General features: G+C 38.8%; 19 protein-coding genes, 2 riboswitches and 1 other annotated feature. Of the genes, 12 read left to right on the top strand and 7 right to left on the bottom strand.

Annotation, left to right across the window (positions count from 1 at the left end):
* The first annotated feature begins 6 nt into the window (after window positions 1-6).
* Window positions 7-1,254, top strand: coding sequence for an MFS transporter (locus tag ACAN53_RS16715; protein WP_379971291.1), 1,248 nt, complete (start codon window positions 7-9; stop codon window positions 1,252-1,254).
* Between the two features lie 174 nt (window positions 1,255-1,428).
* Here ACAN53_RS16715 and ACAN53_RS16710 read toward each other — a convergent pair whose 3' ends face one another.
* Window positions 1,429-3,417 carry a sigma-54-dependent Fis family transcriptional regulator gene (locus tag ACAN53_RS16710; RefSeq protein ID WP_379971290.1) on the bottom strand — a complete coding sequence of 663 codons (1,989 nt, stop codon included), beginning with the start codon at window positions 3,415-3,417 and terminating at the stop codon, window positions 1,429-1,431.
* Window positions 3,418-3,646: 229 nt separating this feature from the next.
* Here ACAN53_RS16710 and ACAN53_RS16705 point away from each other — a divergent pair, with 229 nt between their 5' ends.
* From ACAN53_RS16705 to ACAN53_RS16690, 4 genes are all read left to right on the top strand, one after another.
* Entirely contained in the window at window positions 3,647-5,794 is a 2,148-nt protein-coding gene (locus ACAN53_RS16705) for a hydantoinase/oxoprolinase family protein (protein WP_379971288.1), read from the top strand.
* 20 nt (window positions 5,795-5,814) lie between these two features.
* Window positions 5,815-8,088 (top strand): hydantoinase B/oxoprolinase family protein, encoded by a 2,274-nt coding sequence (locus tag ACAN53_RS16700; protein WP_379971287.1) that lies wholly within the window; start codon window positions 5,815-5,817, stop codon window positions 8,086-8,088.
* Window positions 8,089-8,107: 19 nt separating this feature from the next.
* Window positions 8,108-8,608, top strand: coding sequence for an acetone carboxylase subunit gamma (locus ACAN53_RS16695; protein WP_379971286.1), 501 nt, complete (start codon window positions 8,108-8,110; stop codon window positions 8,606-8,608).
* Between the two features lie 292 nt (window positions 8,609-8,900).
* Window positions 8,901-10,160, top strand: a complete 1,260-nt coding sequence (locus ACAN53_RS16690) for a dicarboxylate/amino acid:cation symporter (protein WP_379971285.1) — start codon at window positions 8,901-8,903, stop codon at window positions 10,158-10,160.
* Window positions 10,161-10,220: 60 nt separating this feature from the next.
* On the opposite strand, the gene ACAN53_RS16685 is transcribed toward ACAN53_RS16690, so the two are convergent.
* The 5 genes from ACAN53_RS16685 to ACAN53_RS16665 all read right to left on the bottom strand — a co-directional run bounded on the left by ACAN53_RS16685 (window position 10,221) and on the right by ACAN53_RS16665 (window position 15,127).
* Window positions 10,221-11,006 carry an arginase family protein gene (locus ACAN53_RS16685; protein WP_379971284.1) on the bottom strand — a complete coding sequence of 262 codons (786 nt, stop codon included), beginning with the start codon at window positions 11,004-11,006 and terminating at the stop codon, window positions 10,221-10,223.
* Window positions 11,007-11,303: 297 nt separating this feature from the next.
* Entirely contained in the window at window positions 11,304-12,134 is an 831-nt protein-coding gene (locus tag ACAN53_RS16680; RefSeq protein ID WP_379971283.1) for a MetQ/NlpA family ABC transporter substrate-binding protein, read from the bottom strand.
* Window positions 12,135-12,156: 22 nt separating this feature from the next.
* A complete protein-coding gene (locus ACAN53_RS16675; protein WP_379971282.1) occupies window positions 12,157-13,365 on the bottom strand; it encodes an amidohydrolase in 1,209 nt (402 codons plus the stop codon).
* 90 nt (window positions 13,366-13,455) lie between these two features.
* Window positions 13,456-14,106 carry a methionine ABC transporter permease gene (locus ACAN53_RS16670; protein WP_379971281.1) on the bottom strand — a complete coding sequence of 217 codons (651 nt, stop codon included), beginning with the start codon at window positions 14,104-14,106 and terminating at the stop codon, window positions 13,456-13,458.
* Window positions 14,096-15,127 carry a methionine ABC transporter ATP-binding protein gene (locus ACAN53_RS16665; RefSeq protein ID WP_379971280.1) on the bottom strand — a complete coding sequence of 344 codons (1,032 nt, stop codon included), beginning with the start codon at window positions 15,125-15,127 and terminating at the stop codon, window positions 14,096-14,098. Before ACAN53_RS16665 ends, ACAN53_RS16670 begins: the two co-directional genes overlap by 11 nt.
* Window positions 15,128-15,287: 160 nt before the next feature.
* Window positions 15,288-15,406: riboswitch (SAM riboswitch) on the bottom strand.
* A gap of 180 nt (window positions 15,407-15,586) precedes the next feature.
* Window positions 15,587-15,691: riboswitch (SAM riboswitch) on the top strand.
* Window positions 15,692-15,769: 78 nt separating this feature from the next.
* Here ACAN53_RS16665 and ACAN53_RS16660 point away from each other — a divergent pair.
* Together ACAN53_RS16660 and ACAN53_RS16655 are read left to right on the top strand one after the other, a co-directional pair.
* Window positions 15,770-16,618 carry a MetQ/NlpA family ABC transporter substrate-binding protein gene (locus ACAN53_RS16660; RefSeq protein ID WP_379971279.1) on the top strand — a complete coding sequence of 283 codons (849 nt, stop codon included), beginning with the start codon at window positions 15,770-15,772 and terminating at the stop codon, window positions 16,616-16,618.
* Between the two features lie 24 nt (window positions 16,619-16,642).
* The gene (locus ACAN53_RS16655; RefSeq protein WP_379971278.1) at window positions 16,643-17,977 is read left to right on the top strand and encodes an LLM class flavin-dependent oxidoreductase; all 1,335 of its coding nucleotides are present in this window, start codon (window positions 16,643-16,645) and stop codon (window positions 17,975-17,977) included.
* A 160-nt stretch (window positions 17,978-18,137) separates the two neighbouring features.
* On the opposite strand, the gene ACAN53_RS16650 is transcribed toward ACAN53_RS16655, so the two are convergent.
* Window positions 18,138-19,097 (bottom strand): bile acid:sodium symporter family protein, encoded by a 960-nt coding sequence (locus ACAN53_RS16650; protein WP_379971277.1) that lies wholly within the window; start codon window positions 19,095-19,097, stop codon window positions 18,138-18,140.
* Between the two features lie 56 nt (window positions 19,098-19,153).
* Window positions 19,154-19,406, bottom strand: a binding site (T-box leader).
* 308 nt (window positions 19,407-19,714) lie between these two features.
* On the opposite strand from ACAN53_RS16650, the gene ACAN53_RS16645 reads away from it, so the two are divergent.
* From ACAN53_RS16645 to ACAN53_RS16625, 5 genes are all read left to right on the top strand, one after another.
* Complete coding sequence (locus ACAN53_RS16645; protein WP_379971276.1) at window positions 19,715-20,011, top strand: putative quinol monooxygenase; 297 nt, start codon at window positions 19,715-19,717, stop codon at window positions 20,009-20,011.
* Between the two features lie 4 nt (window positions 20,012-20,015).
* Window positions 20,016-21,677 carry a copper resistance CopC/CopD family protein gene (locus ACAN53_RS16640; protein WP_379971275.1) on the top strand — a complete coding sequence of 554 codons (1,662 nt, stop codon included), beginning with the start codon at window positions 20,016-20,018 and terminating at the stop codon, window positions 21,675-21,677.
* Window positions 21,678-21,776: 99 nt separating this feature from the next.
* Entirely contained in the window at window positions 21,777-22,244 is a 468-nt protein-coding gene (locus tag ACAN53_RS16635) for a PH domain-containing protein (RefSeq protein WP_379971274.1), read from the top strand.
* Window positions 22,234-23,652, top strand: coding sequence for a PH domain-containing protein (locus ACAN53_RS16630; RefSeq protein ID WP_379971273.1), 1,419 nt, complete (start codon window positions 22,234-22,236; stop codon window positions 23,650-23,652). Before ACAN53_RS16635 ends, ACAN53_RS16630 begins: the two co-directional genes overlap by 11 nt.
* 120 nt (window positions 23,653-23,772) lie before the next feature.
* Window positions 23,773-24,699 carry an alpha/beta fold hydrolase gene (locus tag ACAN53_RS16625; RefSeq protein ID WP_379971272.1) on the top strand — a complete coding sequence of 309 codons (927 nt, stop codon included), beginning with the start codon at window positions 23,773-23,775 and terminating at the stop codon, window positions 24,697-24,699.
* Window positions 24,700-24,702: the final 3 nt, after the last annotated feature.

Genomic DNA, 24,702 nt, shown 5'->3' with positions numbered 1-24,702 from the left:
GAAAATATGACGGTTGATTCTACTTCAAGCACTTCAATGGGGGCATTATTTCGTAACAGAGTAATTCGCACGATATTGCTGTCGGTGTTTTTTTTGCAAATCGGTATTTGGGTTCGTAATTATTCTATATTATTGTATGTAATGGAAAGGACAAATGAAAATGCAGTGGCAGTTTCCCTCATTTCTGTAGCAGAATTTGCCCCTATCTTTTTATTTTCATTTATTGGAGGGACGTTTGCTGACCGATGGCTTCCGAAACGAACAATGATTTGGTGTGATCTTCTTAGTGCCCTTTCTATTTTTATTGTTTTGCTAACGCTCGTGTTTGGCAGTTGGAAAGCGATTTTTTTTGCAACGCTTGTTTCGTCAATATTGTCACAATTTTCACAGCCATCTGGCATGAAATTGTTTAAACTGCATGTATCAGAAGAGCTTATTCAACTAGGAATGTCTATGTATCAGACCATTTTTGCTGTGTTCATGATTCTAGGTCCTATTATTGGCACATTCGTCTATCAGCAATATGGTATTGATGTAGCCATTAGTGTTATGGGGATTGCCTTTTTGTTGTCTGCTGCTGTGCTTTTAATGCTACCACCAGACTACGATAGTAAGGCGATGGAAGAAAAAACGACGCTATGGCAAGAAATGCAGGCTGGATTTCGTTATGTTCTTAAAAAACCGTCTTTGACACTGCTCGGTGGTTGTTTTGTTGCTGCTGGATTGGCAATCGGATTAACGCAACCGCTCACTATATTTCTTGTTACTGAACGACTAGGATTGCCAAAGGAGTCTCTACAATGGTTAATGGCGGCAAACGGAATTGCAATGATTATCGGTGGAGGACTTGTAATGGGGACAGCAAAAAAATATGCTCCACAGCATCTTCTTATTTTCGGGATGCTTGTCAGTGCCTGTGGTTTTTTATTGATGGGGCTATCCACGCAGTTTTGGTTGACACTCACTGCACAATTCCTATGCGGACTTGTTTTTCCTTGCATCCAAATCGCAATTAACACAATGATCATGCAAAATACAGAGGCGGCATTTATCGGTCGTGTTAACGGTATATTAATCCCGTTCTTTATGGGGGCAATGGTCATATCCATGACCATTGCGGGATGGCTGAAAGAAGCACTTTCTCTTGTAGTTATTTTCGAAGTAGCGACAGTACTTTTCATAGTTGGGGGTATCATTATGATGCCACTATTGAAACGGCCGGAAATGAAACAGGAAAGTGTGAAGGATGTATAGGGATTGCCTAGTAATGTAAATGGTACAAAACATTATTGTATAACAATATAAAATAATTTGTAGGTATCATAGAAATTAATGATACCTATTTTTTTCGTAAAAATAGCTACCATAGATATCTTTCTAGAAACTACAGGATAAAAAATCCATGAACTTGTTTTCAGGTAATTGCTTTTAGTTTTGTTGCAACTTATATTTTTTAATCTTCCGATACAAGGTTGTTCTTGCTATGTTCATTTTTTTAGCGACTGCTGATATATTCCAGTCCGTTTCTTTCAAAAGTTTGATGAGTATGTTTTGCTCTTTTGCTTCGAGTAAAGATAATTCCATTTGGTTGCTGTCTAGGGAGAAGTTCTTTTCATTTTCAAATAAGTAAGATGGCAAGTCACGTAATTCAATAACAGAGGAATCGCTGAAAATAACAGCATGTTCAAGCGCATTTTGAAGTTCTCTAATGTTACCAGGCCAATTGTATGCCAAAAGATAGGATCGAGTATGTTCGGAAAGGGTAATCGGATTCTTCTCATATAGGGTAGAAAGCTGTTTTAAAAAGTATTCTGTTAGTAGCGTAATATCATCCCTTCGTTCACGGAGCGGGGGAATGGTAACTGTAACGACATTTAGTCTAAAAAACAAATCTTCTCGAAATAGCCCTTTTTTACATAGTTCGTATAAATTTTTGTTTGTTGCAGCGATAATTCGTACATTTACAGAAATAGGCTGAGATGATCCTAATCTTGTCACTTCTTTTTCTTGTAGCACCCTTAGTAAATGTACTTGTAAGTCGAGCGGCATTTCCCCGATCTCATCTAAAAATAAAGTACCTTCGTTCGCTTCTTCGAATTTTCCCTTTTTCCCTCCTGTTATGCCCCCGGTAAAGGTTCCGCGCTCGTATCCAAATAATTCACTTCCTATTAGTTCTTTTTGGATGGCACCACAGTTAATAGCTATAAATGGTTTGTTACATCTGTTACTTGATTTATGTATGGTTTGTGCAATTTTCTCTTTTCCGGTTCCGCTTTCTCCTAATAGAAGAATGGGAACGTTTGATACAGAAGCTTTATGACATTTATATAAAGCCGCTGTGAAGTTTATTGATGTTCCAATAACTTCTGTCCAAGGTCCCTCTTGTGGAATGACTGCGGAAGGAGCTTTTTCTTTATTTTTATTGTCTTTAAAAACGATCGTATAGCCGACAAAAGTGTCCAAATAATAAATTCGATTTATATCCTTTATATGGAAACCTTGAATTGTCAATTCGTTTTCGTTCCGGTTTCGGCCTGAAACATTTGATAGTAATTCCAGTTCACTTACTAGACAAGTAAACTGGGGATATTCGGATATTTTCAATTCGGCTGACAGATTAAATTGTTCTGTTAGTTTTTGACTGCATTGTACAACAAGCAGGGCACGGTTAAGCACAAGAATATGTTCGGTTTTCCACTTACTGCTTTCACGAAAAAAAATTTCAGTTAAATAGCTGTTTATTTTAACATAAATTTGCGTAAGCTGTGCTTCAATAACTTGTGCTATAGATATTGCTAGTCCTAACGTATGAGGCTGGGCATGATTCCAAAGTCCTGTGAAGTCTATTGCACCAATGATTTCTTTCGTAAAGGGATGAGTGATGGGAGCGGAGGAGCATGTCCATTGATGGCATCCTTGACAGTAGTGTTCGGCGGAAAAAATCTGAATCGGTTTTTTTGTAACAATACTTGTACCAATTGCATTTGTACCTGCGGTATGTTCACTCCAGTCCATTCCGGATGCGAAATTCATTTTTTCGGCTTCGCGGGTAGTAGTGGAATCGCCTTTCAAATAAATAATACGACCATTTTGATCAGACAACGAGATCATATAGCCGGTACCCGTCATCTTATGAAATAAATCATCGATAATAGGACGGGCAATTTGATAGAGTTCAGATTTTTTTAGTAACAGGTTTAATTCGTAATCTGATAATGCGAGCTTTGTTTGTAATTGTGAAGGGTTAACACCTGTTTCCTGACAACGTTTCCAAGAATGAAAAATATTTGTCCTCACTTTTTCTACTATCGCATCTTCTCCCAACTTCGTAACAAATAACTCCCACATTGCTCCTAATTCCTGTGCTTTACTGGGCAAATCGTAGGTAGAGAAAATAGATATATAAGGATTTTTCATTGGTTTCCCCCTTTAGCAATCGATAAGAACATTCTACCGTTTACTTTTCACGTTAAACTGTTGCGTGCAACATCCGTAGCGATACAGTTGTAGTAATTCGCTACAACTACATAGTTTCCTTCTTAGAAAATACCAAGTCATATTGGTATTTTGAAAGTCTAGAAAACTGGCACAGTACTTGCTATATAAAAAGATGAGTACGAAATATAGTTTGAAAGGGGAGAAGGGAATGAAAACAGATACAACCAGAAAGGCGCAAATACTTGCTATAGACGCCGGAGGAACGATGACCGATACGTTCATCATTGATGACAAAGGAGACTTTGTCGTTGGAAAGGCACAATCGACGCCGCAAGATGAATCCATTGGTCTTCTTAACTCTGCTAGAGATGCCCTCACTTACTGGGACTCGACAGTAGAAGAAGAGTTTCCAAAACTACTTGCTGGTGTATATTCTGGAACAGCCATGCTAAATCGCCTAGTATCAAGAAATGGCCGCCGAGTCGGGTTGATCGTTAATAAAGGGATGGAAGACTTTCATCGGATGGGCCGGGCCATTCAGGCTTATCTAGGCTATTCGTATTCTGATCGGTTACATTTAAATACGCATCGCTTCGACCCCCCACTTGTGTCAAGAGAATGTACAAAGGGCATTACGGAAAGAGTGGATTTATTTGGAAACGTCATTATTCCGCTTTATGAACATGAGGTGGAACCAGCCATTTTAGAACTGTTAGAGCAAGATGTGGAAGCAATTGTTATCAGCTTGCTCCATTCATATAAATATCCTGTTCATGAACGAAAAATTAGAGATATTGCAATCGCTACTTTACAAAAGGTTGGGAAAGATATACCGGTTTTTGCTTCCGTTGATTATTATCCAGTGAGAAAAGAGTCTCATCGTACAAATACAACGATTATCGAAGCCTATGCAGCCGATCCGTCTCGCGAGACATTGGCAAAAATCGATACGATGTTAAGAGATCACGGAGCAGATTTTGATCTTCGTGTTATGGCTAGTCATGGTGGGACGATTAGTACACATGCAAATGAACTAGCAAGAACGCTTGTTTCAGGTCCAATTGGGGGAGTAATTGGCGCGAAATACCTTGGTGAACATCTTGGTATTCGCAATATTGCATGCTCAGATATTGGCGGAACAAGTTTTGATATGGCGCTTATCACGCAAGGCGATTTAAGTATTAACACAAGTCCGGATATGGCAAGGTTGGTTCTGTCGTTGCCACTTGTTGCAATGGATACTGTCGGAGCAGGAGCAGGTAGCTTTGTCAGAATCGATCCAAACTTTAAATCGCTAACACTTGGACCGGACAGTGCAGGCTCGAGAGTGGGAGTTTGTTATCCGGACGGAGGATTAGATACTGTAACGGTATCTGACTGTCATGTTGTTCTTGGTTTAATTAATCCGAATAACTTCCTTGGCGGCGAAGTTAAGTTAGATCCGGAACGCGCCTATGAAGCTGTGAAAGAACAGATTGCAGACCCGCTCGGGTTAGAGGTAGAAGACGCTGCATACGGTGTCATCGACTTGCTTGAATCGCAGCTTCGTAATTATTTAGAATCAATGATTTTGGGTAAAGGGTATTCGCCGTCTCAATACGTCTGTTTCTCATATGGCGGGGGAGGTCCACTTCATACGGCAGGCTATACAAAGGGTCTTGGTTTCGAGGAGGTTCTCGTACCAGCGTGGGCAGCAGGATTTTCTGCATTTGGTTGCGGCGCTGCTGATTTCGAATATCGCTACGATAAAACGCTCGATATCAATGTAGACAATGATGCACAAGATGAAAGTAAGTTAATTGGCGGCAAAGTATTACAAGATGCTTGGGATGAATTGATGGAAAAAGTCGCAGGTGAATTCGAGAAAAATCAGTTTAATAGAAAAGATGTAGATTTCCGCCTCTATTTCCGTATGCAATATCAAGGACAATTAAATGACCTTGAAATTGAAGCACCAATTGCATCATTTAAGAGTGTTAGCGATTGGGATGCACTTGTGGAGGCATTCGAAGAGACTTACACGAGAGTTTATGCGAAGGCAGCAACATCGCCTGAACTGGGTTACAGTATTACAGGAGCAATTATTCGTGGTGTTGTGGAAGTGGCTAAACCTCGAATTTCTGAAGAACCTTTAACAGGTGAAACACCGCCAAAAGATGCATTCCTTGGCGAACGTCCAGTGTACTGGAAAGGCGAATGGTTGATGGCGGATATTTGGGAAATGGAAAAACTGAAACCGGGTAATAGAATTCAAGCATTTGCGATTCTTGAATCTCCAGCCACAACGTTTGTTATTCCGCCTGGATTTGAAACGTATCTTGATGGACATCGGATTTTCCATTTGAAAGAACTTTAATGTAAAAGGAGGTTATGGATATGAAACTAACGGATAAAGGTCTGAAGGGACGCAAGAACATTGGCTGGGACGGAAAAACTTTGAAGCAAATGCGCAGTGAAATTGATGAGATTAGCCGTTCTACCGGTCATTACGCAGGACTCCAAACGCTGCCGCTCAAAGAAACGGATCCGATTCGGTATGAAAAGATTTTTTCGAAGCTGCGCGGAGGGGTCGTGCATGCTAGAGAAACGGCAAAAAAAGTAGCAGCCTCCCCTATTGTTGAGCAAGAGGGAGAATTATGCTTTACATTATATACGCCTGATGCAGACTCGGTTGTAACATCTACTGGAATTATCATTCACGTTGGTACGATGGGTGCAGCCATTAAATACATGATTAAAAATGATTATGAAACAAATCCAGGAATTGAGGATGGAGATATCTTTTGTAACAATGACTGCCAGATAGGAAATGTTCATCCATGTGATGTCCATACAATTGTACCTATTTTTCACGAAGAAGAGCTAATTGGTTGGGTTGGTGGAGTAACCCATGTAATTGACGTTGGAGCAACGGCACCAGGTAGTATGACGGTGGGTCCGGTTACTCGCTATGACGACGGTTACCAAATTGCTTGCCGAAAAATTGGGAAAGCAGATACGTTGTTAAAGGACTGGTTAATTGAGAGTCAACGTTCTGTCCGAACAACAAAGTATTGGCTGCTAGATGAACGGACGCGTATTGCCGGCTGTCATATGATTAGGGACCTTGTTCTTGATATTATCAAAGAGGAAGGCACTGACACATATAAGCAATTTATTCGCGAAGTAATTGAGGATGGCCGCCGCGGTTTTGTGAATCAGGTGAAAACATTGCTGATTCCGGGGAAATATCGCCAGGTTTCATTTGTTGACGTACCATATGAAAATCTCGATGTGCCTCCTTACGCACGCGTCAATACCATTATGCATGCACCTACTGAACTTACAGTTCATAAAGATGGGCAATTTCAAATCAATTTTGAGGGTGTAAACAGATGGGGATGGCATAGTTATAATGCAACACCTGTCGCAATTACGAGTGGAATTTGGGTCATGATGTCACAGACGCTTATTCCAAATGATCGTGTTAATGATGGTGCACTATATGCTAGTAGCTTTGATCTTCCTTATGGTTCCTGGTTAAATCCAGATGATATTCGTACAGCCCACAGTTATGCATGGCATTTCCTTGTTTCTGCTTGGAGCCCTTTGTGGCGTGCTCTTAGTCGTAACTATTTTGCCCGTGGTTATTTGGAAGAAGTGAACGCTGGAAATGCGAATACATCTAACTGGCTACAGGGCGGGGGATACAATCAATTTAATGAAAACCATGCTGTGAACAGCTTTGAATCAGCAGCAGAAGGCGTTGGAGCAAGTGCAGTGAAAGATGGTATTAGCCATGCGGCAGCGATTTGGAATCCTGAAGGCGATATGGGTGATATGGAAATTTGGGAATTAGCAGAACCGCTCCTTTATTTAGGACGGAGCATTAAGCCGAATACAGCAGGTTATGGGAAATATCGTGGTGGCAGTGGATACGAGACACTCCGAATGGTATACGGGGCGAAGGACTGGACCATGTTCTTTATGGGTAACGGGTATATGTCAAGTGACTGTGGGTTAATGGGGGGATATCCGGCAGCATCCGGATATCGTTATGAAGCTCATGGTACGAACATCAAAGAACGGATTGAAAAGGGATTGCCAATCCCAACAGGGGGAGATATCGATCCTGATAATCCAGAATATGAGACATTAATGGAAGCAGAAGAGGTTATCCGTGATAAGCAATCTATTACGACGGAAACCATTTTTAAGGATTACGATCTGTATTTAAACTACCTTCGTGGGGGCCCTGGATTCGGAGATCCGCTTGAGCGTAAGCCAAAGATGATTGAAGACGATTTAAATGACGGTCACATTCTAGTTCGCTATGCAGAGAATGTGTACGGAGCCGTTGTGAGCAAGAACGAAAAGGGCACGTACGTTGTCGATGAACAAGCAACGGAAAGTCGCCGCAAGGAAATTAGAAAAGAGCGACTTACTCGAGGCACAACTACTAAGAAGTGGATGGAGCAAGAGAGAGAAGCAATCGTGGCCAAAGATGCGAAAGTACAGGTGCGTCATATGTACGCAGGTAGCTTTGCACTTAGCGAAAGCTTTTTGAACGAGTTTAAAGAGTTTTGGAATGTACCGAACGAATGGGACTTGACGGAGGATGAGCTAGAAATGCCAGTATTCGGGGCGAAAATCAAACGCAACAACAAATAATGTTGAATGGGGTGAAAACATGACACAATACGATCGTAAAACCATAGAAGAGCTAGTGGATGGGACGATTGATTTTTACAAGTTAAAAGAGATGCTTTCAAATTTTAAAGATTTCGACCGGTTTAAAACGTACATCAGTATTCTTCAGGAACGAGTACCATGGAATGATCCAATTCTTCTTCCAGCAGGGCTTCACCTGTATATTGTTCAGAAGAAAAACGGGGATAGAATTGTAAAGTGTGATTGTGGTCATGAATTCTGTGATGCGAAAGACAACTGGAAGCTTCATTCCTTGATTTACGTACGAGATACCCCGGAAAAAATGGCAGAATTATACCCGAAGATGCTTGCCCCTGATCCAGAATGGCAGGTTATTCGTGAGTACTACTGCCCTGAATGTGCCACGCAGCTCGAAGTAGAAGCTGTCACACCTTGGTATCCAATCTTAAAGGATTTCGAACCTGATATTGATGCTTTTTATAGTGAATGGTTAAAAATGCCCCTTCCACAGGCGAAATAAGAATAGGAATCAGACGATGGTGAAAACTGTCGTCTGATTTTTAATTTGCCCTTACCGAGAGAAATTTAATTGATATGATTAATTCTATATTGACATAGCATGAAAATAGCTTTACATTTAATTATGATATATTATTAATAGAAAAATACATAAATAAGCTATACTATTTCGGCTGTTCTATAACATTTGTAGGAAATTAGTATAACCTATTACAAGTTTCGTTTTAATTGGGGATAAATGTAACCGTTTTCAAAAACAGGAGATGCAATTTAACTTTGGAGGAGAGTCGTTCATGAGAGTTATTAAGAATCTAACGTTTCAAGTGGCAATTGCTATTATTCTAGGTATTACCGTAGGGGTACTTTGGCCAACCGTGGGACAACAGATGAAGGTAATTGGGGAAACCTTCATTAATGCAATCAAAATGGTCATTGCACCAATTATCTTTTTAACGATTGTACTTGGTATTGCGAATATGGGAAGTATGAAGAAAGTGGGTCGTGTTGGCGGAAAAGCGCTATTATACTTTGAGATTGTTTCGACATTTGCACTTATTATTGGGATTGTTGTTGCTAACTTGGTAAAACCAGGTTCTGGGCTCGATCCATCGAAGCTAAGTAAAGGGGATGTTTCCTCCTTTGTACAAACAGGTAAGTCAATGAACTGGGGGGATTTCTTTTTTCATATCGTACCATCTAATATGTTTGATGCGTTTGATAAAGGAGATATTCTACAAATCTTGTTTTTCTCTATCCTCTTTGGAGCAGCCATAACAATGCTTGGCAAAACGGGGGAACCTCTTATCGACTTTTTTGAAAGATTATCAAAAGTGTTTTTCAATATATTAGGTATGGTAATGAAATTGGCTCCTCTTGGTGCATTTGGAGGAATGGCGTTTACAATTGGTAAATTTGGTATTCATACTCTTATTCCACTAGGTAAACTCATGATTTGTGTATATGCAACTATGTTTTTATTTGTGTTTGTTGTCTTGCTCCTTATTTCAAAAATATATAAATTTAGTCTATTGAAATATTTATCCTACATTAAAGAAGAAATTCTTATCGTATTGGGTACTTCTTCATCTGAATCCGTGTTGCCACGAATGATGGCAAAGATGGAGAAATTCGGTGCTTCTAGATCTGTAACGAGTCTAGTTATTCCAACAGGTTATTCTTTTAACCTAGATGGAACTTCTATTTACTTATCAATGGCAACGATTTTCTTAGCACAAGTATTCCATGTTAACCTTTCCATCGGTCAACAAATTACGATTATTGCTATCTTACTGTTAACATCAAAGGGCGCGGCTGCCGTAACTGGTGGTGGATTTATCGTACTTGCTTCTACACTTTCTGCACTAAACGTTATTCCGCTAGAAGGATTAGCATTACTACTTGGCGTGGATCGTTTTATGTCAGAGGCACGTGCCATTGTAAACTTAATTGGAAATGGGATTGCTACTATCGTTGTAGCAAAGAGTGAAAATGAGTTTGATGAATCGAAACAACAAGCAGCATTGCTAGAATTAAAGCAATCCAAAGCAGTTTAAAACTGAATTTATAAATAGGAAAACAAAGAACGCACCCGAAGAGGGGCGTTCTTTGTTTTCTTACGCAAGATGTTTTGTGTGCGCTGCGTTTGAGCGTGAACGTGCAACTGCTTGCAGTAGTTTTAGATTAACCGATTCATTTTTTTGAACGGATTGCTGATAGGTTTGTTGAAACGATAAGACAGGGGAAGGCGGTAGTTCTCCGCAAACGTCTATACCATACACATTTTCATAGGTGAAAATGCTTTGTAAGTATACAATGAGCGTACGCACGTCCATATCCCCTTGATCCCAGTTTGTAACCGCAACCGAAGGATCTAATATGTCTTTATCTATACTTACATATACGGTATCGGTAGGAATATTCGATAGAATGGTCTTATACGAATAGGGGTGGTTCTTCTGATAGGGTAAAATGGTTACCTTTGATGAATGTTGAAGCGGTGTTGTTTGAGCCTGAGGCCCAATGATGACAACATGCTTTAGCATGGGAATATATCGTAAGGCAAACGATACCCAAGAACCGCATGAAATAATCGATTCAGTAGTAAAACCAAGATCAGTATGATGATCGAATAGAATAAGAGTAAACGGGTTTTGAATTTCTTGTAATAATAGAAATGTTGTATAGTGATAGTTTCCGCTTCCGATAAAGGTAATGCCTTTCTTTCGTCTTTTTGTGAGCGCTTTTTGGATTCTCTTTAGGGAATCCTTTGCGCAGTATAAGTTAACATGCTGAAGATTTTGTAGATCAATATCTTCGTGAGAATGAGATAATAGCTTTCGTTGTCCTGCAAAAGTTTCGTCATAACGTAAAATAGTTACACCGTCATATAATAAACCCATATCACTCATCTCCTTTGAATCGTCTGTTAGTTAGATAATGGTTTGAACGGTATGTTTCAGAATAATAAAGTGAAACTTCCATCAGTGGGGGTCTTACTGCCCGTTAATGCGGGATAAATTTTTATAGAAAATTATAGTACTTTTATGTAGGAATCTCAAATAAATTGGGGATAGTAGAAGTTTAAAAACATATAAAAACCCGAATAATGGCACTTTTTTAAAGCGTGCACTATTCGGGTTAATTTCATTTCAGGGTTATTAGGGCAGCCAAATTAATTTTAGCATAGTAACATATTTTTATTTTAAACTATCAGGTACGTACCAATAATTATCTTGACCCAGTTTAGTTAAGTAATCTTTAAATTCTTTGGAGCGATAAGCGTCTGAAATTGCTTTTGCCCATTTTGTGTCTTTATTCTTTTCATCAACAACCACTGTAATTTCTAAATCCTTTACAAGTGTTTCGGATAATAATGATTTTTTTGGATCAATATGTGCTGCATATACAATGCTACCCGGAAGTACACCATAATCAATATCGTCCATAGCACGAGGAATTTGTGCAGAATCCATCAAGGTAATGTCCAATTTGTGTGGATTTTCAGCTATATCATTTTTTGTTACGGTAATTGGATTGATACCATCTTTCAGTTTAATCCATCCAGCTTTTTGTAACAAATTAAAAGCACGAGAAGCATTGGATGGATCTTGTGGAATTGCAATTTTTGCACCGTCTTTCACTTGATCGATAGAATTGTACTTATTCGAAAAAATACCAGCGGGTACAGAAGGTATATGTATAATCGGTACTAAATTGGCTTTTTTCTCTTTATTAAAGGAGTTTACGTATGCAGTGTGTTGATCTACATTGAAATCAATACTTCCTTCTGTCAAAGCAATATCTGCTTGGAGTAAATTAGAGAAATTTACTAGTGTTACTTTGTATCCTTCTTTTTCTAGAATTGGTTTCACGCCAGTTTTAAATAATTCACTATAAGGACCAGGGGAGGTACCTACTTTCAATTCTTTCTTTTCGGAGGTAGTCGTTTTGCCACACGCTGCTAAATTAAAAATAAGGATACTCGCTAGTAAAATAAGAAAGGTGTTTTTTAGAAAACTAAACTTCATCTTTTCATTCATCCTTTACAATTTATTGTTGAGTAAGGAGTGCGTTATTTTTTTCTTTTATAGAAGTAAAGATTTGGTCTTGGTGTAAAGCTTTTGAAGCAAGTAAGCTGAAAAATTGTGCTGCAGGAACAATGGCCTCTTCGTCAATCGTAAACTTTGGATGATGATGGTTGTATGATTTTCCGGTACCAATGTTAACAAATGTCCCTGGTATCGTTTCTTGATAATAAGCAAAATCCTCACCGCCAAGACTAGGGCCAATAGCTTTTACTTCATAACCTGTTTCATTTGCGATATCGGTCACGAATGGCGTCCATAAGGCATCATTATTGGTTGCTGGTGGACCTGGATGCCAGTGGAATTCTATGTTAACCCCGAGCCCATTTCCTACTCCTTCTAATACTTGCTTCATTTTTTTCGGAATGGCTTTTCTAGTTTCATCTTTTAAGGTACGAACAGTACCTTGCATATAAGCTTTTTCTGGAATGACATTCCATGTATTTCCGCTTGTTAACTCAGTTATGCTTATGAGCGCATGATCCAATGGGTCGGTATTTCGACTAATAATCGTTTGCAGTGCTGTAATCAAATGAGAGGAAGCAACAATTGGGTCAATCCCTTTATCGGGAGCGGCTGCATGTGTTCCTTTGCCAGAAACGAAGACCTCAAATCGGTCAACTGCGGCTGTTAACGGACCAACTCGTGTACCAAACTCTCCTACTTTAAGGTAAGGCGTGTTGTGAAGACCAAAAATAGCTTGTACACCATCGAGTCCGCCGCTTCCTAGGATCTCTTCTGCACCATGCCCAGTTTCTTCTGCAGGTTGGAATATGATTCGAACAGTGCCAGGAAGTGAATGTTCTTGTTGCTTTAATAAGTATGCAGCACCTAAAATGACAGATGTATGAAAATCATGACCACAAGCATGCATGATTTCCGACTTGGAAGAAATATAGGGTAGATCCGTTTCTTCGTGAATTGGCAATGCATCAATATCTGCGCGAATCGCTATCACAGGTCCTTCTGGATTACCAGATACTTCGGCGATAAGCCCTGTTTTGAGAGGAACATCTAATACGCGTATCCCAACATCAAGCAATCGCTGTTTTAATAAAGCAGTAGTTTTCACTTCTTGATTAGATAGTTCAGGAAATTGGTGAAGATGTCTACGAACAGCAATTAGTTCATTTTCTAAATGACCAATGATATGTAACAGTTTTTCTTGCGGCATGTCGATTCTCCCTTCTTCATTCAGTAGCTTATTGATTATTACTCATGATGTACCATGTTAAAATCTAATGTATATCTTTCTTTGCTATCTTTATCGACGTCGTATTTTTCTAGATAGTATGTTTCCAAGTGATTGAAACCCTTGGACTAGTACGATTAGGATGATAACCGTAATAATCATAACCACTGTGTCAAATCGTTGATATCCATACGTAATTGCTAAATCCCCAATTCCGCCGCCTCCGACTGCACCAGCCATAGCGGATGCGCCGATCAGACCGATGGTAGCAATCGTAAGGCTCAAAATAATCGATCCTAATGCTTCTGGTACAAGAAAGCGGAAGATAATTTGCCAAGGCGTTGCTCCCATTGCTTTTCCTGCTTCGATTACACCCGGATCGACCTCAAGGAGAGAATTCTCGATGAGACGAGCAATGTAAGGAGCTGCGAAAAAGATCAGCGGTACAATCGCAGCTGCTGTTCCAATCGATGTTCCAACAAGTAAGCGGGTGAGCGGAATGATAGCGACCATTAGGATGATAAATGGAAGCGAACGAAAAATATTAATAATGGTATTTAATATGGTGAATAATGGCGCATTCTCCATGAGATGCCCTTTGCGCATAATGACTAATAGTACCCCTAATGGAAGGCCGATAAGAGTAGAGAAGAGAAGTGAAATGCTGACCATTTGTAATGTTTGAATGAGCGATTCAATGATTTCTTGCGTACTAACTTGCACTTGGCAAAACCTCCTTGATAAGAATATTGGATAGATGAATAGACTGAAGCGCCTCGCCCACTTGTTTTGTATTTCCGATAAATTCAACAATTAAGTTTCCAAAGGCATTCCCTTGTAGCTCGGTAATTTGACCGAATAGAATATTGATATCTATATCGAATTTCTTCGCAATGGTTGAGATAAGAGGATGGCCGGCTGATTCACCAACAAAAACGATACGGTAAATCTTTCTACTTCCATTATTTTTCGCAATTACGTTTAGAATCGATTCTGGTATTTTATCGTGCATAACAGTGCTGACAAAGTTTTTTGCCGTATTCGTAGATGGATTAGAGAACACTTCGAAAACAGAACCCTCTTCAATGATTTTTCCATCCTCCAGAACAGCTACCCGGTCGCAAATATCACGAATGACATTCATTTCATGCGTAATTAATAAAATCGTAATGCCATACGTTTTGTTTACTTCTTTTAATAAATCTAAAATCGAGCTAGTTGTTTGTGGGTCTAAGGCTGAAGTTGCTTCGTCGCATAATAAAATTTTCGGATTAGTTGTTAACGCTCGTGCAATACCAATTCGCTGCTTTTGTCCACCTGAAAGCTGATCTGGATACTTGTTAGCTTTATCTTTTAAACCAACAAATTCAAGTAGCGCCATTACGCGTTCTTTTATTTCAGCCTTTGGTACCTTTGCTAAAATAAGCGGCATAGCGACGTTTGTAAAAACGGTTTTTGAATTAAGTAAGTTGAAGTGCTGAAAGACCATACCGATATTGCGCCTTACTTCACGAATTTGTTTTTCTGAAAGGGTAGTTAAGTCGTGATTGTCAACGAGTATGCGCCCGGAAGAGGGGACTTCGAGAAAGTTAACACAACGTATAAGTGAACTTTTCCCTGCACCGCTTAATCCAATCACACCGTAAATTTCGCCTTCCTTCACTTCAAGATTAATGCCATTTAGTGCTGTAATTTTACTTTGTCCGTTGTCGTACACTTTCGTAACTTCTTCAAATGTAATCAATGATCTCACTCCTTTAAATAAGTGCACTCCATAATTTTTATAAAAACTATGGATTTACTATGAATTATGGATATAGATTCTTATTTTTCTGTAGATAGACCTATTTGAGAAAAATAAAAAAGCCTCTTACATATAACAAGAAGGCGTTAGATAAATTTATCTCTTATCTTTCAAGCGCCGTAGCTTGTTGGAATTGGCACAGTTCTCGTTCCGTAAAGGAAAACAAGTCTGCTGCCGAGAGTTCATCGGGCCAAATCCCTCCCTCTCTCGAAATAAGAAAACATATATTGGATTTTAATGAAAATTTAATATACTTAGAATACATAGAATAATAAGGTTCGTCAATAGTCAATCCACAAAAGGTAAAATGAAAAAATAATTGACAATTAGTATATAAAGGAAATATAGTAAATGAAACACTTAATTCATAGTAATTTTATGTTATTACATAGAATTATATTCTTATCAAGAGAGGTTGAGGGACTGGCCCAATGACACCTCGGCAACAGGCTTTATAGGTACTGTGCCAATTCCAGCGAACATGAACTGTTCGAAAGATAAGAGATCCGATGCTTGTTTATGTGACTCTTCTTATCAAAAAGAAGGGTCTTTTTACATTTTATAAAAAATGGGGGATGTATAATGAGAAAATTTGGTATTATATTATCTGTTTTGGTACTTGTATTTGTTATTTCTGGATGCGGGAAGAGTGTTTCGAGCGAAAACAAAGTGATTAAGGTTGGCATTCGAAGTTCCGAAATCAAAACATGGAATTACATCGCAGACCTTGCGAAAAAGGAAGGCTTAACTGTAGAAATTGTAAATTTCAATTCAACCATTGATCCCAATACTCCGCTTAATGATGGAGAAATTGATGTAAATGCGTTCCAGCATATTTCCTATTTGGATCAGTTTAATGCTAAACATAATACAAAAATTGTCCCAATCGGTACCACAATTATAGCTCCATTAGGAATTTATTCGAGTAAGTATAAGAGTTTGAAAGATATACCAGATGGATCAAAAATTGCGATTCCGAATGATCAATCGAACTGGGGCCGCTCCCTGTTACTGTTACAAGAAGCAGGACTCATTAAAGTCGTGGATAATTTTAACGGAGATGGCGGGGCTGACAAAATTAAAGAAAATCCAAAAAAATTAGATATTGTTCCAGTCGATGGTGCAACTACACCGAGAGTCATGCAAGATGTTGCTGCATCCGTTATAAATAATGGAACGGCACTTACAGCTGGCTTAAAGTTAAAGGATTCTTTATTCCACGAAAGTAAAACGGCAAAGCCATACATTAATATTATTGCTGCACGTGAGAAGGATAAGGACCGTCCCGAGTTAAAGAAACTGGTTAGTATTTATCAATCTAAAGAAGTCACTGACTTTATTGATAAAACATACGAAGGGAATTACATTCCTACTTTTATTTCGTTAGAAGAGTTAGCTAAATACAAGGAGACATTTAAAAATAATAAATAATTATGATGGAGGAGGAGTCCTGATATGGGGAAAAGACAAATGAAATTTTCTGCTTATCTTGTTGGAACTGGGATTCATGTAGGCTCATGGCGACATCCTGATGCAAAGCCAGATGCCAGTATTGACATTGATTTTTACCGCCATTTAGCACAGATTGCGGAAAGAGGAAAATTCGATATTGCGTTTATTGCGGATAGTTTAGCTATTAATGAGGATTCGCATCCGAACATTCTCAATCGTTTTGATCCCACCATTTTAATTAGCGCACTTGCTGGTGCAACGTCCAAGATTGGTCTTGTGGCAACGGCCTCGACTACTTACAACGAACCATTCAATTTGGCGAGACAATTTATGTCCATTGACCATGTTAGCCATGGAAGAGTGGGATGGAATGTCGTGACAACGGGCGATGCAACTGGGCTAACATCCCAAAACTTTGGTCGCGACGAGCACGTGGAACACAATAAACGTTATGAACGAGCAGAGGAATTTCTTGATGTGGTGCAAGGGTTATGGGATTCCTGGGAAGATGATGCCTTCGTTTTTAATAAAGAGACCGGTCAATTTTTTCATTCGAATAAAGTCCATCCTTTGTATTATAAAGGAAAGTTCTTTTCAGTTAGAGGTCCATTAAATATTGCCCGTTCCAAGCAAGGACAACCGGTTATTGTAGAAGCAGGTGCATCGGAGCCTGGGCAACGATTAGCAGCACGAACGGCAGAGGTAGTCTTTTCCCATGTGAAAGATTTTGATAAAGCAAGGTCTTTCTACAAGAGTCTAAAGGGAAAACTAGCTGACTATGGCCGCGTTGAAGACGAGTTACACATTCTTCAAGGCATTTCGCCCATAATTGGCGATACGGAAGAAGAAGCAGAGGAAAAATATCAGCAACTACAAGATTTACTTATACCGGAACAAGGCTTGCGCTTCTTGTCAGGGTATTTAGGGAAAGTTGATTTTAGTCAATATACGCTTGATACACTAGCAAGAGAGGTTCATTTCCCTCATGAGAATGGTATACAAAGCCATTTTGAAAGAATGCTTTCGGTAATTGATAAAGAAAATCCTACCCTTAGAGAGCTTTACAACTTGTTGGAAGGAAGTGCAAGACGAGATTGGGTAGGAACGCCTGAACAAATCGCGGATCAATTGGAAAAGTGGTTTTTGGAGGGAGCTGCAGATGGGTTTATGCTGATTGCTCCACTTCTTCCACAAGGTCTGGAAGATTTTGTGGATAAGGTTGTGCCAATTCTGCAAGAACGGGGACTTTTCCGACACGATTATGAAGGAAGCACATTACGTGAACATTTAGGATTAAAGAAACCAAGTAATCGGTTCGCAATAAATTCAATGAGGTAGATAAGATGACTCCGATTATTTACGAGAACACTGAAAAAGATATCACTCTCTTACATACTAGTATTCGTCTCTATGAAAAGAGGGCACTGAATGAATTTTTCAGTACCCTCATTATAATATACCGAGGTCATCTCTTAGGCCCAATCAGTAAGTGAATTTCTTAAGCCAACTTCTCTTCCTTGAATGATGTCTTCTCATCTTTCATTCTTCTGAAAATGGTAGCAAGGATGGAACCTGAGATATTATGCCATACGCTAAACATGGCACTTGGTACAGCTGCCAGAGGTGAGAAATTAGCCATGGCTAATGTAACTCCTAGACCAGAGTTTTGCATCCCGACTTCGAGTGCAACAGCTTTTTGCTTTGATAAATCCATGCCAAACAAACGTGCGAAGAAAAATCCAAACAAAAAGCCAAGAATATTATGAAGTGCTACTACACCTAGAATTGATAAGCCATATTTCGCAAGCTGTGCTTGGCTTCCAGCAACGACTCCTGCAATGATAAGTACAATTGCGATAACGGATATGAGAGGTAATACTTTCGTACTAGCGTTTGCTTGTTTTCCAAAGAAGCGTTTAATAATGAGTCCAAGTGCTAATGGTACGATGACGACTTGAATAATATTTATAAACAATCCACTAAAGCTAATGGCTACCCACTTACTTGCAAGTAGTAAAATTAATAATGGTGTTACGATTGGCGCAAGTAGTGTAGAAACAGAGGCGATGGCGACCGCAAGTGCAACATCTCCTTTTCCTAGAAATACCATAACGTTAGAAGCAGTACCACTCGGGCAGCAGCCAACTAAAATGACACCAACTGCAATTTCCTTCGGCAGTCCTAAACCATAGGCTAATAGAAATGCCAATCCAGGCATTAGCACAAAGTGTCCGACTACTCCTAGTAAGACATCTTTCGGTCTACGAAACACTTCTTTAATATTATCAAGCGATAAAGTAAGTCCCATTCCAAACATGACAATCCCAAGAAGAATAACAACATAAGGGCCAATCCATTTGAAATATTGCGGATGTAAGTAAGCAATAAGAGAAATTAATAATACCCATAGCGTGAATGTTTTTCCAGCAAACACACTGATGTTTTCTAATACTTTCATTCTTCATTCCCCACTTCTTTATATTTTTTGTTGAAAAATAAAAAACTCGTCCCTTGGAAAGGGACGAGTTAATACCCGCGTTACCACCCTAGTTTTGCAAGAATCTATAAATCCACTGCACCACTTTATCCTGTATCTAACAATACAGATTCTTGTTAACGGTAGAATGCCGATATAGCTTACTTTTTCCTTCAGCTATATTTCTTAGAGATGATTTCCACAAAGATTGTCTGAACATTGGCTCGCAGCAACACACCAACTCTCTTTGAACAGATGGAATCGTGTACTTGTTCTCGTCTTTGAATTTGAAAAATTTTAAATTTTCTGTGAGTATATCATGAATGTATTTGAATTTAAAGAGTAATAGAAAAATTTAAACCTCAATATAATCTTCAAAATACAAAAAAAATTCATTATTTATTACGGTCTACTGTTGTTGTGAAATTATGTGAGGAAGTAAATGAAAAATGCTCCGCTATTCCCTTTGGAATTCCCAAAAAAGTATTGGTCCTACCAATGCTTTTATTTTTTTGTCAATGTCATAATATGCTACTATAAATAGAAGTTATATAAGTCTAGTAGAAATGAAACAAAGGGATAGAGGAGGTATAAGAGATATGACAGCTGTTACGATCACGGCCATACTTCGTGCTAAGAATGGCTTTGAAGAAGCGCTACAGGCAGAACTACAAAAAGTTGCCATCGGTTCTAAGAAAGAAGCAGGTAATATACAATATGATGTCAATCGTTCGATAGACGATAAAGGAACATTTGTTTTCTATGAAATTTGGCAAGATCAGCAGGTGTTAGAAGAACATCTCACTACCGAGCATTATCAAACGTATCGGAGAAATATTGAATCAATCGTAGAATCTCGCGAAGTTTATAAGCTTAGACAATTATCAAAAGGATGAAATTATGAAAAATATACGAAAAGTAATAGTGGTATTGCTCCTTTTGTATGTAAGCATAGGTGTAGCCCCGACCGTCACTTTTGCTCATGCAAATATTATTGCATCATCGCCTTCAGAAAATGAAACGTTAGCGAAAGCACCATCCGTCGTAACAGTAGAATTCGACGAGGAGATTGAACCGAAATTTGATTCGTTTTTCGTTGTGGATTCAAAAGGGACACGAGTAGATACAAACGAGGCGAGTTTCGATAAAAATAATCCAAAACGGATTCAAACGAAATTGAAAGAGCAACTTCCGAATGGAGCCTACACGATTCAGTGGAAGGCAGTTTCGGCAGATGGTCATCCTGTCGAAGGAACGATTCCTTTTCAAATTGGTGCAGAAACTGGAATTCATTCGATGCAAAGTACGACAGGATATGTACCGCAGGCAGACATGATTATAAATCGAGGACTTTTATATACTGGATTTTCACTTTTTCTTGGTGTCATTCTGTTTCATCTCGTTTTTTATAAAGGAGAAGGCTCAAGCATTATAAAAACGAGAAGTAAAACGATAATCCTTCTTTCTCTTCTATTGATTGCTTGCAGCCTGCTTTGGAATCTTCCACTTCAGGCGAAATTATATGGAAATGTACCATGGTCACAAGCGTTTCAACCTTCTTTATGGATGGAGGTACTTTCCGTTCCCACCTTCGGATATGTATGGATTTCACAAATAATCTTGCTTGTCTTACTTGTGATAACATCTTGGCTCGCACTTACATACGGCGCATGGTCGTCTTTAAAAGCATGGCTATTGCCAGTTCTGTTGCTAACTGGACTATTTGTGACGAAAGCATTAATGGGGCATGCCGCCAGTTCGACTTATCGAGATATTGCGGTTGTAATAGATGTTCTTCATTTGTGTGCAGCTTCTATATGGGTTGGAGGAGTAGGTGCCATTGTTTTCTTACTATCGAAAAAGCAAGAAGGAAAACGAGATTGGTCTTTATACTGGGATACAATTGAACGGTTTTCTCCATGGGCGATGACAGCAACCATAACGATTTTATTTACTGGAATTTTTTCCATTACTTTATATATTCCGGATTTGCGTTCCATCTTTCAGACAAGCTATGGACTTATCTTGCTAGCGAAAATTATTCTATTTGTAGGAATGGGTATACTTGGTATTGTTCATATCGTGAAACGAAAGCTGCGCAAAGAGAAAGAATTAGGTGTATCCGTTCAAGCAGAATTCGGTATTGGGATTGCTTTACTCATTACAGCTGCTATTTTGACAAATGTAGCAACGCCTCCTTTACCAGTTCCAGTTCCGTTTAACGAAACAAAGCAGGTAAGTATATACGAAGTTGCAATGCATATTAGCCCAAATGCAGTAGGACCGAATACATTTGAAATAAATATCACTGATCAGCATGGGCAGCCGGTTACGAATATAGAAGGGCTTACCATTACGATGTATTCGTTAGATATGGAAATGGGTCGAAATATTTTTACTCTCCCAATGGTCTCGCCAGGAAAATATCAAGTGGAAGGGAAACCACTTAATATGGAGGGCAATTGGAAGGTTTCTGTGCAAGGAACTACCTCCTCGCATGATACATTTGAAGTAGAGTTCCGTCCGTCGGTAGGCAGGGTATTTGCTGCTACTAAAAAATAAGCCAGATAAACAAAAAAAGAAGTATAGATTCTATTTATCTATGCTTCTTTTTTGTTTAGAATAAAATGGTAGAAAATCAAAAATGAAGGTGGAATGGAAGTGAAACAATTAGATCCAGTTATGGTTAAGGTATGGAGAGTACATGCTTTGATTCATCTCGTTCTATATGTCATCGTAATAAGTGCGTATTCCTATGTAAATGAAAAATGGTGGCATGTCGGGGCGTGGACCTATGCAGCTGCTGCATTCGTAATACTTGTGATCCTGTACTGTGAATATATTGTATTTCCAGCTATTCGTTACCGGAATTTCTTCTATAAATTGCATGAGGATGAAATTGAAATTGCACATGGCTTATTTATTGTTACTCATATGATTGTTCCAGTAAATCGCATACAATATGTAAAGATGAAGCAAGGACCTATCATGAAGTTTTTTCATCTATCCTCGTTGTCTGTATCCACCGCTTCAAATACAGAGGAAATACCTGGATTAACAGAGCAAGAGGCGCAATATTTGCAAAAAGCGATCATTACATTAGCTAAGGTAGAAGATGATGATGAATAGACGTGAGCATCCAGTTACGATTTTGTTCCGTTCCTTCAAATTTTTGAAAAGTATAGTCTGGGGTATGATTCCATTTTTTGTTTTCACATTGAAAAGCATGTCCGTGTTTACTATTTTTCTTTTGTTTATAGGGCTTGTTAGTTTGACGGGAATTGTGGCTACGATAAATTGGTATTTCACTATATTCCGAATTGAACAGGACGGATTATTTGTCAAAAAGGGTGTTTTTACGAAGAAAGAAACCTTTATACAACATGATCGCGTACAATCTGTTTCCACCCATGCAACGTTGCTTCATCAATTCTTCCATATTGAACAGGTTATTGTAGAAACAGCGGGGGGAAAAGTGCCTGAAATTGATTTATACGGTGTCCCAGTTCAGGATGTAAGTGAGATTGTGATGATTCTGAAAGGGAGCGAGAGACGTGTACATCAAGAAGAATCGAAATATACGGAGCGAACGTATCATTTAACGAAAAAGGAAATGCTTCTAGCAGGCATAACTTCTGGACAAATTGGAATCCTATTCACCATCCTGATGGGGCTTTGGTCACAAGTGAATGATTGGATACCAGCATCCTATTCGCAATTCATTCAAAATCAAGCGGCGCATTTGTCTTTTTATTTATGGATTATGTTAGCGTTTGTCTTTCTTATTATATCTTGGGTAGCAGCGACCATTCAGTTTATCATAACCTATTACGGTTTTCGAATCGTTTCATCCGATAATAAATTATATATCGCAAATGGATTATTAAATAAGAAAAATGTAACACTTCCACAGAAAAAAATTCAAGGTATTACCATTGAGGAGGGGGTACTTCGAGGGTTGTTTGGGTTTGCTTCTATTAAGGCCGAAGCAGTCGTGTCGATGAAAGATTCAAAAGTGCATACAATCTTGCTCCACCCCTTTATTTCAAAAAAGAAAATACCAGCATTTCTACAATATGTGGTTCCACAGTACAACCTGCAACCCATTGAAGAAAAGGCACCTAGACACTCTTTAAAACGATTTTTGTTTGTCAAAGTGGTACTAGCTTTCTTAATTGCTAGCATAGTAACAATTTGGAATCCAATATTGTTTCCAATCTTTTTACTCGTGATACTAGCACTCTGGCAAGGCTATGCCTGTTACCGTAGCGCGGGTTTTACTATATATGAGAAACAAATTACTTTATCCTACCGTAAACTAGCAGCTTATAAAACCATTATTCTAAGAAAACATATTCAATCTATTGGCACAGAGCAAACGATTTTTCAAAAAAGAGATCAAGTTGGAACGATTCGATGCCATATTTTATCGGGGCTTGTAGGTGTATGTGTAAAGGTGAAGAATTTGGATACCGGGCAGAATAAACAAATAATAGCATGGTTTGAAGAGCGAAAGATAAAACATGAGGAATGCTGAAACTTTTTGTTTCATCCCTGAAAAATACTAGAAATCCCGCCTGATGAAGCCCGTTGATATGATAATGATGTAATCCATCATATAAGGGGAATTTATTGTAAATAAGAGGAGGAGATTAGGATGAAAGATTCGATTTTAAAGGATCGATTACCAAATGATCCAGTTTGGCAGCATCACTATTTTAAAAGTGACGATGTAACCATTCACTACGTACGTCAAGGTACAGGAAAGCCTGTTCTTTTGCTTCATGGCTGGCCTGGTTTTTGGTATGATTGGCGTTATGTTATTGAACCGTTGTCAAAAGATGCAGATGTAATTGCACCTGATTTCCGGGGATTTGGAGAATCTGATAAACCTGATGTTAATCCAATAGATGGTTATACTCCGGATCATTTTGCGAAAGATATCATTTCACTTTTAGATGAGTTACATGTCGAAAAAGTTTTGATTGTGGCTCATGATATTGGAGCAACCATTGCGCAACTTATTGCCAAGAAATATCCTCAGTATGTCGATTCGTTAGTACTCTTGAATCCTCCTTACAATGGAATTGGGATAAGAAGATTTGATCCAGCCATTCAAGGACAATTTTGGTATCAACATTTTCATAACCTGCACTGGGCAGGAGACTTGATAGGTTATAACGAAGACACTGTTCGGTTATATTTGACTCATTTTTATCAAACATGGACAGGGAAAAAAGAGGCGCTTCGTCCGAAGGAACTGGATGCAATTATTCAATCGTATGCCAAAGATGAAGGGATGAAGCGGAGTATTAACTATTATAAAGCTAGAGCGCAAGCAAAAACACAAGCCGTAGTGCAAAAGCAAGCCGGCATTGAAGAAAAAATCCCTCATACAACACATGTTTTATGGGGCGAAGCAGATCCAGTCATTCTTGTAGATTGGTCAGATAAACTGTACGATTACTTTGATGAATATACATTGAAAAGACTACCGGGTATAGGACATTTTGTTTCTTTTGAAGCACCTGAAGAAGTGGTAGAGACCGTGAAAAAAGCACGTAACAAGGCGATTGATCGTTAGAAA

The sequence above is a fragment of the Ectobacillus soli genome (assembly GCF_042610425.1).
Classification (GTDB): Bacteria; Bacillota; Bacilli; order Bacillales; family Bacillaceae_G; genus Ectobacillus.
The sequence above is the reverse complement of the archived record's forward strand: the minus strand, read 5'-3'. Positions and strand labels throughout refer to the sequence as shown.